Genomic DNA, 1,754 nt, shown 5'->3' with positions numbered 1-1,754 from the left:
CGGCTGCCCTTGCTGATGGGGCTGCTCCAGCCCACCAGCACGACGCCCCACCTGGATGCCCTGCTCGCCCTCCCCACGCCCGCCGAGCCCCTGGAGACCACGGTCGACGGGCAGCGGGTCGTCCTCGAGGCCAGGGACGAAATCGTCCTCCGCTGTGGCCAGTCGAGCATCACCCTGCGCCGCAACGGCCAGGTGGTCATCCGCGGGGTTCAGGTCGAAACGCGCGCGACGGGGCTGAACCGCATCAAGGGCGGCAATGTCCAGATCAACTGAGGTCCCCGTCCCCACCCTCACGGACATCCAGCGAAGCGTCTGCGCGCAGCACCTGGACGAAGCGGCGTTCCTCTGGAGTCAGTGGGAGACCTCACTGGACTCCGCGCGGTTGACCCTCGGGGACCTGCACGACATCGACGAACGGCGGCTGCTGGCTCACCTCGACGCGCTGGTTCTCGGGGGATCGGCAGTGCGGGAAGAGTTCCTCACCCCGGCCCTGGCGGACACGGATCCCGGGCTCGTCACAGCCGCCGCGCTGGCACTGCTCGCCCCGGAGTCCGCGGATGACGCCCCCTTTCATCAGGTCCTGGAGGCACTCGTGGTTGGGGGGCCCGCTCCACGCCCCTGGCTCCAGCGGGCCCTGGAGGTGAGCGCCCTGCCGGCCCGGGTGCCCGCGGTGCGCAAGCTCCTGGAGCAGGAGGACCCGGCCCTCGTGGCCACGGCACTGGAGGTCCTGGGCTTCTGGGGCGTGGAGGCGGGCACCGAGCTGTCTCCATGGCTCGCCCACCCGGCCCCTGAGGTCGCCTCCGCGGCCCTGCGCGTGGCCCGGAGCACCTTCGGGCCGGTGAGCCCGCACCTGCTGGCGCGCGCGCTCGAGTCCCCACACCCACGAGTCCAGGACGAAGCGCTCATCACCGGCCTCGTGCTGGGCATCGAGCCCACTTTCACCCTCGCCCGGTGCCGGCAGCTCGCCGTCCTTCCGGAAGCCCCCCGCCGCACGGCGCTGTTGCTGCTGGCCATGGGAGGCGAGACCTCGGATCTCCGCGTTGTCCTGGAGCAGCTCGGCCGTCCGGAAGTGATGGCGGACGCCCTCTGGGCGCTGGGCTTCAGCGGCCGGATGGAGGCTGCGGAGGCCTGCCTGGAGTTGCTCGCGGACCCGGAGTCGGGGGGAAGCGCCGCCGAGGCGTTCGGCGCCATCACCGGGCTCGCGCTGGAAGGGCCCTTCCTGCTCCCCGGGGAGCAGGAGGAAGACGAGGAGCCCGCGCGCCCCGCCGGGCCAGCGCTTCCCCGGGCACGCCCCGAGGCCGTCCGGCAGTGGTGGAGAGAAACGGCGCACCGGCTGGAGCCGCGAGGCCGCTACCTGCTGGGCCGTCCTTTGAAGGGGGAGTGGCTGCTCGAGTCCTTCGAACATGTCCCCCTGAGGCGCCGCCACGCCATGGCCCTGGAGGTGGCGCTCCGCAGCCGCGGGGCGCACCTCGTCCAGACGCGCGCGTTCAGCGGGCTGCAGCGGGCGCAGCTCCACGCGGCGCGCGACTCCGCCAGGAGGTGGAACCTGGAGAGCCCGTTCCGCACCCTGTCCACGCCATGGGCCGCCGCCAGTAGACGCCCCGTGCCCGTCCCCCCTGCTCCCCCGCGCCTGCGGCCGGCGCTTCCCTCGTCCGAGGCGCTCGCCGTCACGGGTATCGGCATGGTGTCGGCGCTGGGGGAGGACGCGGCGGAGTGCTGCGCCGCCGGCCGCGCGGGCGTGCTCCGCATCATGG

At 73.4% G+C, this 1,754-nt stretch carries 1 protein-coding gene and 1 pseudogene; both read left to right on the top strand.

Going from position 1 to position 1,754, the window contains the following annotated elements; translation table 11 throughout:
• Positions 1 to 273 (top strand): annotated as a pseudogene (locus D7V93_RS45640) (DUF2345 domain-containing protein); the annotation flags it as partial.
• On the top strand, positions 257 to 1,754 hold a 1,498-nt coding region (locus D7V93_RS42605; protein ID WP_120648634.1), incomplete at its 3' end, for a TIGR02270 family protein. The pseudogene D7V93_RS45640 and the gene D7V93_RS42605, both read left to right, overlap by 17 nt.

The organism is Corallococcus llansteffanensis, assembly GCF_003612055.1.
Lineage (GTDB): Bacteria > Myxococcota > Myxococcia > Myxococcales > Myxococcaceae > Corallococcus > Corallococcus llansteffanensis.
The sequence above is the reverse complement of the archived record's forward strand: the minus strand, read 5'-3'. Positions and strand labels throughout refer to the sequence as shown.